This is a genomic window from Candidatus Liberibacter sp. (assembly GCF_014048425.1).
GTDB lineage: Bacteria > Pseudomonadota > Alphaproteobacteria > Rhizobiales > Rhizobiaceae > Liberibacter.
In genome coordinates this window covers 1-8,496 of record NZ_JACETX010000048.1, presented here as the reverse complement: position 1 = coordinate 8,496, position 8,496 = coordinate 1, and the positions used below count along the sequence as shown (strand labels likewise).

The window sequence follows — 8,496 nt, the reverse complement described above, 5'->3', positions numbered from 1 at the left end:
GCACCGCAGTCGTGGGCAGTTATATTTGCCTCTTGATATCCTTGGAGCTGCAGGACTTGATCGAAACTCTTTTTTATCTGGAGAAAATAAGGAAAAAATATCGATTGCGGTCAAAATTTTCGCTGAATTAGGATTGGAACATCTTTTGAAAGCCAGAAAAGAGATGAAGAGTATTTCATCAAAAGTTTTTGCTGCATTTATCCCTATCAGTATAACCGAAAATATTTTGAAAAATGCGCAAAATGTTGGAGCTAAAATCCTTGATCAACCATGTACAATTCATCAGTGGATACGACAGTGGTATATGTTGTTTTCTTTGATAAGAGGACGTTTTTAGAAGTGTTTTGTTTTTGGCATATTATGGTTGATTTTTTAGGAAGTCATAATCGTATTTTGATATCGCAAAACTCTTTCTTATAGAGAAAAAAGATGGGACAAGATAAGATGTGATTTTATATCGTATGCGTTGACAAAGTGACAATGCGGTTCTACATTTCGACCATGTGGTTAAGTGCGTGGTTTGCACGGCATAGTCAGTCCGTATGATGAAATAAAAAACACGTTGGGATGAATCCTGGAACTAACGTCTAAATGTGATAAGATTTTTTTATCAGGACGGGGATTTATGTTAACTGGTGCCAAGTCTTCAGGGTGACGCCCGGTTGGTGGAAATGGTAGACACACTTGGTTTAGGTCCAAACGCGAAAGCGTGGGGGTTCGAATCCCTCACCGGGCACCAGCATGTTATCCCATTTTAACTATAATATCTTGGTGTATATAGATAGGGGCAGATTAAAGCTATAACACTCCAAATAAACATTTGATGTCGTTCGTGAGGAGTAGTAACAGATCAAGAGATATAATGAGATGGTGGATTTCATGATGTAAATTTCGCGATATAATCTTTATAAAAATTTTATGTCGTTCATGAGGAGCAGTAACAGATCGAAAAATATAATGAAATGGTGGATTTCATGATGTGAGCTTTGGATTATGGTGAGAAGAGTTGATTTTTTACAGGAAAGCATGATGTGAGTATAGCTTTGGAAATCAAAAGAAAATATCATAATATAAAAAATTAAACCATTGATTTGATTTTTTTTATATTTATTTGCGCATCCATTTGTATGAAAATTTGTTGTGTTCTTCTTCAAAAATACGGACTTTTATCGAAAGCAATCTTGTATGGAACGTTTTTTAACGTGTTGTGCCTTGAAGTACATTAAGAATCTATGGTCCTGAAAAATAGGAATTAGTGGTGCCTGACTTTTTACTAGAACTTTATTCGGAAGAAATTCCTGCGCGTGTGCAACGTAAAGCCACTGAGGATTTGAAAAAAAATATTACCGATTCCTTGGTAGAAGCCGGATTAACATATGCAGGTGCCCGTCAATATTGGACCCCGCGCCGTTTGTCTCTATCTCTTCATGGATTGTCGAGATCCTCTCCTGCAATTGTCGAAGAAAGACGAGGTCCACGCGTTGGAGCTGATCAAAAAGTCATTGACGGTTTTTTACGTTCTACAGGATTAAAGAAGATATCTGATGCTGAGATTAGGAAAAATCCTCAAAAAGGGGATATCTATCTCGCTACTATTAAAAAACCTGGACGTCTAGTAGAAGAAATTCTGGAAGAGGTTGTTTCTAAAGCTATTCGTCGATTTCCCTGGTCTCAATCAATGCGTTGGAGTATGGAAACGTCTCCCATAAGCTCTTTTCACTGGATTAGACCTTTACAATCAATCCTTTGTATCCTTATTTTTGAAGATGGTGAGACAAAAGTCATTGATACTCATATAGAGGGCATACCTTCTGGCAATATAACTTATGGTCATAGATTCCATGCCCCGAATGCTATCAAAGTGCAATGTCTTGACGATTATGTGAATGGCTTAGGAAAGGCAAAAGTTTTATTTGATCCTGAACATCGTCGAAACATTATCTTGAATGATGCACGGCAATTAGTCTTCGCTGCTGGATTAGAGCTTGTTGAAGATGATGATCTTTTAGAAGAGATTTCAGGTCTTGTAGAATGGGTTCAAGTTCTGATCGGTTCATTTGATGAAAAATACCTTTGCCTGCCGGAAGAGGTTGTTCGTCTGACTATCAAGACGCATCAAAAGTGCTTTGTGACACGTATGCGTCAAGGAAAGCTTGCAAATCACTTTGTAATCGTCTCCAATATTCAAGCTTCTGATGGAGGAGAAGAGATTATTCGAGGTAATAATAGGGTGGTTTGTGCTCGTCTAGCCGATGCTTTACATTTTTGGAATTGTGATCAAGAAGATTTGCTTAATATTTCTGATTTAGAGAAAGAATATTGTAAGAAACCACATCCTTCAAGATTAAGACTTGATTTTTCTAAGCCTCTGGATCAGCGCATGGCTAAACTTGACATGCTCAATGTTGTTTTTCATGCTAAAATAGGAACACAAGGGGAGAGAGTACGGCGTATACAGTTATTGGCACAAAAGATATCAAAGTTTACGAAAGCAGATATAGATCTAGTAGACCGGGCAGGAGCATTGGCAAAGGCTGATCTCTGTACAGAGATTGTAGGAGAGTTTCCAGAACTGCAAGGAAAAATAGGGGCAAAGTATGCCTTTTTGCAAGGAGAAGATGCATCAGTGGTTCTTTCTATAGAAGAGCATCTCAAGCCACGAGGACCATCAGAAACGATTCCGAAAAACACGGTATCTGTGACTTTAGCATTAGCTGATAAGCTGGATATGCTGATCAATTTTTGGGCGATTGATGAAAAGCCAAGTAGCTCTAAAGATCCATATGCGTTGCGCCGAGCGGCATTGGGGGTCATCCGCATTCTATTAGAAAACAGCATATATCTACCGCTATCAAAATTTATAGAAGATCCAAGCCTTATATCCTTTTTTTATGAGCGTTTGAAACAATATCTCCGTGAAACTGGCATTCGTCCTGACCTTATAAAAGCAATATTATTACCTGAAAGCGATGATCTTTTAATGACCGCAACTCTCATTGAGCATTTCAATGATTTTCTTAATAGTGAAAAAGGTGCAAAATTCTTGTTGTCTGCAAAACGCATTGTCCAGATACTTGCTTCTGAAGAAAAAAAAGGAAACAAAATATCTGTTGATATTTCTCCGAATAAATTTTCTCTAAAAGCAGAAAAAGAACTGCATAAAGTGATTGTAACAGTTGATGCATGTATCAAGGAAAGCATGAAAACAGATAATTTTTATCCCATTGAAGTATCTCTGTCTTCTTTGTGTGAGCCAGTTGATGCTTTTTTCGAAGAAGTCCTTGTCAATACGGAAGATCGTGAAATTCGGGAAAATCGCCTTGCGTTACTTGGATTTGCAAGAAAAAGCATCAGGAGAGTTATAGATCTTCAGAAGATTTTCTGATAATAATGACGGTAGTGCTATGGCAATAAAAGACGGTGATTTAATATCTTTTTTGAATCTCCTGAGAAAAATTTTATCTTTATTTTTCAATATCTTAAAATGTATTTTAGGCTGTTTTTTAAAAAATTGCCGGAATATTATAGATAAAACCCTTATCGAAATCAGTTTTCCTTATCCAGTTTATTGCTGTTCAGGATGATTTGTATTATCTGTATAATTTGCGATATCTCAATTGAGATCGTTATTCTCCATGAAAACTACGTGTTCCATTATCTGTCCTCTATGGTGTTAATGTCGAGCTAAGTTATCTCTTTTTAGAGAGAAGAACTTTCAAAAGAGTTATATGCGAAACAGCTGAGATTGAATCCAAGAAGTTTGGAGTTTTTGAGCGTATACAATAATACAATCAAGCTAAGCTGTTATGCTGGAAGAGGAGAGATGTTTTTTGGTGATGGATAGATTTTTATTGAGTTGAATAATGTGCTGAATCTCATTTATGAGATGTGCATAAGCGCTTAGAAATAATATCCATGTATTTGTGATATCATCAAGCATGATTCTGAATGGCTTTTAGCCATTTATAGATATCCTCAGGGGAAAATCTTTATGAGATTGAAAATCAAGGAAAAAGAATGATAAGAAACATAGAAAATACTGACACATTCCGAATCTTATTGCGTGTTACACGATACACACGGTGTGTACAATATGAATAGTATAAATTTTAAATTTACCTTATGAGGGAGAAAGTATGGAACGGACAGGATTTTTTACACAAAATTTTATGGGAAAAGTATTTCGCCTAAATCAATGATAAAAAAAGATATTATTAGTATTTTTAGAAAAAATAAGAAATATTAATCACATTCTTATCAAGTATTTTCAATAGAAGAGCAGGTATTTATTATAATATATCACATTACTAATAGAGATATGACATAAAATTGCTATAAAAAACATTAAAAACAATTATAAAGACTTTATTATGCTTGATTATATGAAAATTACGCAGTAGTATGCAACATGTGGGGACCGCACGATCTGATTTTTTGGTATTTAGTAAATCATGATCTTGCGGCTCCTCCTTTTATTGATTTTATTCCTCTATGCGAGTATTCCTATTTTCTTTGAAGAGGATAAAATGGAAAAGTATAGGAATTTATCTCAAAAATCCAAAAAAGTTATGCGATGGTCAGGTTCAGTCGGAAACAGGATGCTTGATTTGGGGTAGGTATTTCAAGGATGTATAAACATTTTCTAAGGGAGATGTGCGTTTTGGACGAAAAATGCATTGACAAATACATGCCTTTCCGTTGTGCTTCTTTTTATTTGTGGTCTCCGCAGCGTTTTTTAGAGTGATCAACGATCCGATTAGAAAGTTTTGTCGCTTTGGCAGAATTTTTTACCAGTAGTGATCAAAAGGATTCTGTGATGTGTGGGATAGAGGGTGTTTATAGATTCCGGTAATGCGCTTCTTTTAGGTCGGATTCTTATTTCTAAAATAAAGAGAAGTATCTTATTTTTGTTTTTAAGATAAAAAATCTCTATTTCTTCGCATTCAATGAGGAATTTTTTATTTTATTATGAGACGGGAAATTCTACGCATAACCTTTAGAAAGAAATAAAAGGCGATTTGAAAAGAATAGATACAACTATTTGAACAGAAGTAATGGATAGAGCCACGGGGGATATACGTCTCTTAATATAGAGAGCATGCTATCTCAAGTGCTATATATGGATTGATATCGCAGATAGTTTTTGATATCGTGCATAATCCTAATGCTTGGATATTGTTTCCATGAGGCAGGGAATTAGTTGAGTTCAGAATCGGGAGTATCCTTTATCATGCCAAGGGCACGCAAATAAACGTCAAGAATTTGTTCTTCTTCCATCCATTGCTGTTCGTCTTTTTTGCGCAAGGCGACAATCTTCCTGAGAGCCTTAACATCAAAACCGCTCGATTTAGCTTCGCCATAGACGTCCCTGATGCTTTCAGTGATATTTTTTCTCTCTTCTTCCAAGCGCTCTAGCCGCTCAACAAAACTACGCAATTGCGATTGGGTTACATTTTGGACATTATCAGAAACCATATTTCCTCCGGAACGAAATATACTATACCTGCTATACTATTCCAACAAAGTCTTATCCTCATAAGAGGATTACTACGACGTATTGTTGTTTAAGGCATTAATATTTATAGAGATAGCATGAATATTTACAAGTATAAACCCTTCTTTTAATAAATTGAGAAAGTTTTTCAGCCGTATACGTTTCGGGAAAATTTCTATCAAACAACTCAAAAAACAATACCATATATTGTTGATTATCATGGTGTCGAAAGCCTGCTCAGTCTTCTCGAATTTTCTCCATTCTTGGGCAGAAGCACCAGCTTGAGGCTTGATTTTTGCTAGATAGTCTTTTCCTTGTGTGAAAGACAAAGGTTGAAACTGTCCGTTTTGATGACTGATGTATTTTAAAATGTCTAGATCTTCTAAGATGTCATTGGCGTTTTTTGGAAAATGACTTCTAATAGATTCTTTATTATAATTTGATCAACTCTTTGATAAAATAACTTTCTATTCAAAAATTGAATCCCTCATAAAATGGATTGTTTTTGAAGAGTTTGAACAATGCATTGAGAGATATATAGTACTTTAATTACTGCAAGAATTTTTGGTATAGAAAGAAATCTATTCTTCTAAAGAGATTAGCAATGCGTCTATAAACTTTGCTTTTGTTTGATAAATATACAATATCTTTTAAGGGATAAATTTCACTGTATTACAAATTCTATGCGAGTAGTTGTTCTTTCTTTATCTGTCCTGTTATGAGAAAATATTTCTCAAATCATACGCACCATCATCCCAGTCCCAAAAAGAACTAGATTCTTTTTTGTATTTTCAAGAACGTTCTCGTTTCTTCTATTAAGCTCTTCATCTAATAAGTCTAATGCCGTCGTTATTAGTTCACGATGATCCACAGAGTTCTCGTATCTCTTGTTGCTGGAATCATTTTTTCCTCTGTCTTTTATGTATATCGCTTGTGCATTAACAAATTCGGTCTCAGCCCCAGTATGAATATCCTTAAAATTTGATCGAATTTTTTTAAGATCATCTGTAGTCAGATAGAATAGTCCTAATTTCTGTTCGGCTTGTTTTAAAATATCATTCATAACAAGAGAAAAAGAAGGTTTTTCCGCAACTAAATACAGTTTTTCTGCAAGTGCCACAGTTCCTTTTACAATTAGTTGTGTTTGGTTAGAAGGGGCATTTTTACTGTTTCTAGAGCTGTCTCTGCGATTGGTTGTGTTTGGTTAGAAGGGGCATTTTCTACTGTTTTTCGAGTTGTCTCTGTAATTAGTTGTTGTTTCTTGATTTCTATCACTTTTTGTAGTGCTGTATATGCATTAGATCTCTTTGCATAAGTCAGATTGACTTGACGGAAGTTGTCTTCTAAATTTTTACTTTCTGGGTTATTTATGTATAGACGGCGTGCATCCGAATATTGCTTCGAAATATCAGTAATATCCGCTAACTCTTTTTGAACTTTATCAAGATTATCCAGAGGATACCCTAATAGTGTCTTGAATAGATTAGATTCGTTCTCCTCGCTGAGGTTTAGATTCATAACATTATTCAAAGTAAGAAGAGAATCAACAGGTTTTTCCGCGACTAAAGGCAGTTTTTCTGCAGGTGCCGCAGTTCTTTTCACAATTGGTTGTGTTTCAATAGAAGGGGCATTTTTTACTATTTTTAGAGTTGTCTCTGCAGTAGTATTATAAGGTTCAGAATCTAACCAATCACAGCCATTTAACAATACAGTTGATAATAATAGTACAGAAGTTAAGGCATTCTTTTTTGATATCATAACAAGGAGTTTCTTTTTGATAAATTAATAAAATATATTGTGCCATATTGAAAAACATTAGAAATAAAATGTCTAATAATTAGAAATTGAATTTTTTATTAGTCTACAATTGATTTTTAAATTGATAAAAAGTTTTGAGGGACTGAATATAACCGTATATTGATGTTCTGCTGGAATTTTGGCTATTGGTTATGGATATGCAGGATCTGATGTTCGTGAGGGCATAGAGATATCAGAAGAGCAGGGGAAGGTAAGACGTTTCGAAGTGCCTGTTCCTGGTTTTTTTAGAATATCTTCCTGCTGTACTATTCTCTGGTGCATACTGCATATCGGCTATTGGAGATTTTTTCTTTATAACCTTGGCGTTGGTGCTATTAAGGCAAGCAAGCTTTGCAAATGTATCCGTACCCTATATTTGGATTGAAGAAAATCGACATACGCTGGATTATCCCCTGCCGATTGTTGATCATAAACAAGAGAGTAAAAAACACTAACAGCATTTAATGCCTCTAAGACTGATAAATTCGATGGGTGAATGATTTCAATGAATAAAATCTAATTTACTCAGTTTTATGTTCTATCTTTTGCTTGTGTTGTACTTTTCAGCATAATGATTTCATCACTAAAACAAATCCAATCACGAGGCTTATTCAAAGATTTTTCATCTTCAAAGCGGTTTTTATGGTTGAGATCCGGTAATGTATTTTCGTGTCTAGATATAGTAGCCATTGCTACATCAAGAGGATTGGGAGAAAATCCTTCCTGTGAAATACGCAAATGGATTTTTGCTGGAGGAAAGCGATTAAAAGGGCTTGTGGTTCGCAGAGAGGTTGAGGCTAATGTTTTTGTTCAAAGATTAGATTCAGTGAGAACCCCTAGAAATTCCATCAGAACTATCATGATCATGGTAATAACGGCTGGTATTTTCTAAATCATAATCTCGCATTTCAACACGAACGTTTCCTATCTCTTTAAAAACCTGTTCAAAGCGTGCGTCTATTTTATCAGAAAGCTTGTCGACTTTCTTTTCAACTCGGTCATAGCCATGCTTTCATAGTATGATACGACCTTCCAGAGGAGGTCTAGAGTTGTTTCCTTTTTCTACAGAACTTTGTCATATGCTTAACTCTTTCACATTTCTTTATATTTTAGCTGACGATCATTTTGCAAAAAGAGAATAGGAGATAAAGAGAAAATGGATCGCTGGGTTTTCAAAGATGGAAGAGAGTAAAAGAAAACTTATT

7 protein-coding genes, 1 tRNA gene and 1 pseudogene are annotated in these 8,496 nt (G+C 35.2%); 4 read left to right on the top strand and 5 right to left on the bottom strand.

What is annotated here, in order from left to right; all coding sequences use genetic code 11:
* The 3 genes from H0G72_RS05200 to glyS form a co-directional block, all read left to right on the top strand.
* Window positions 1–337 (top strand): squalene/phytoene synthase family protein (locus tag H0G72_RS05200; protein ID WP_182017719.1); only part of this gene is annotated, 337 nt, incomplete at its 5' end.
* 319 nt (window positions 338–656) lie between these two features.
* A tRNA-Leu gene (locus H0G72_RS05195) sits at window positions 657–739 on the top strand.
* Window positions 740–1,258: 519 nt separating this feature from the next.
* A complete protein-coding gene (gene glyS / locus H0G72_RS05190; protein WP_182017718.1) occupies window positions 1,259–3,385 on the top strand; it encodes a glycine--tRNA ligase subunit beta in 2,127 nt (708 codons plus the stop codon).
* Between the two features lie 1,573 nt (window positions 3,386–4,958).
* Here glyS and H0G72_RS06460 read toward each other — a convergent pair.
* From H0G72_RS06460 to H0G72_RS05175, 4 genes and pseudogenes are all read right to left on the bottom strand, one after another.
* Window positions 4,959–5,081: pseudogene (locus tag H0G72_RS06460) on the bottom strand (hypothetical protein); the annotation flags it as partial.
* A 115-nt stretch (window positions 5,082–5,196) separates the two neighbouring features.
* Complete coding sequence (locus H0G72_RS05185) at window positions 5,197–5,475, bottom strand: DUF2312 domain-containing protein (protein WP_182017717.1); 279 nt, start codon at window positions 5,473–5,475, stop codon at window positions 5,197–5,199.
* Between the two features lie 752 nt (window positions 5,476–6,227).
* A complete protein-coding gene (locus H0G72_RS05180) occupies window positions 6,228–6,614 on the bottom strand; it encodes a hypothetical protein (RefSeq protein ID WP_182017716.1) in 387 nt (128 codons plus the stop codon).
* Between the two features lie 14 nt (window positions 6,615–6,628).
* Window positions 6,629–7,252, bottom strand: coding sequence for a hypothetical protein (locus H0G72_RS05175; protein WP_182017715.1), 624 nt, complete (start codon window positions 7,250–7,252; stop codon window positions 6,629–6,631).
* Between the two features lie 178 nt (window positions 7,253–7,430).
* On the opposite strand from H0G72_RS05175, the gene H0G72_RS05170 reads away from it, so the two are divergent.
* On the top strand, window positions 7,431–7,676 hold the full coding sequence (locus H0G72_RS05170; protein WP_182017714.1) for a hypothetical protein: 246 nt from the start codon (window positions 7,431–7,433) through the stop codon (window positions 7,674–7,676).
* A 146-nt stretch (window positions 7,677–7,822) separates the two neighbouring features.
* Here the strand turns inward: H0G72_RS05170 and H0G72_RS05165 are convergent, their stop codons facing one another.
* Window positions 7,823–8,029, bottom strand: a complete 207-nt coding sequence (locus tag H0G72_RS05165; RefSeq protein WP_182017713.1) for a hypothetical protein — start codon at window positions 8,027–8,029, stop codon at window positions 7,823–7,825.
* Window positions 8,030–8,496 lie beyond the last annotated feature (467 nt).

Coding starts and splice junctions, on each gene's coding strand:
- H0G72_RS05185 (WP_182017717.1), bottom strand. CDS start 5,475: ATGGTTTCTGATAATGTCCAAAATGTAACCCAATCGCAATTGCGTAGT.
- H0G72_RS05175 (WP_182017715.1), bottom strand. CDS start 7,252: ATGATATCAAAAAAGAATGCCTTAACTTCTGTACTATTATTATCAACT.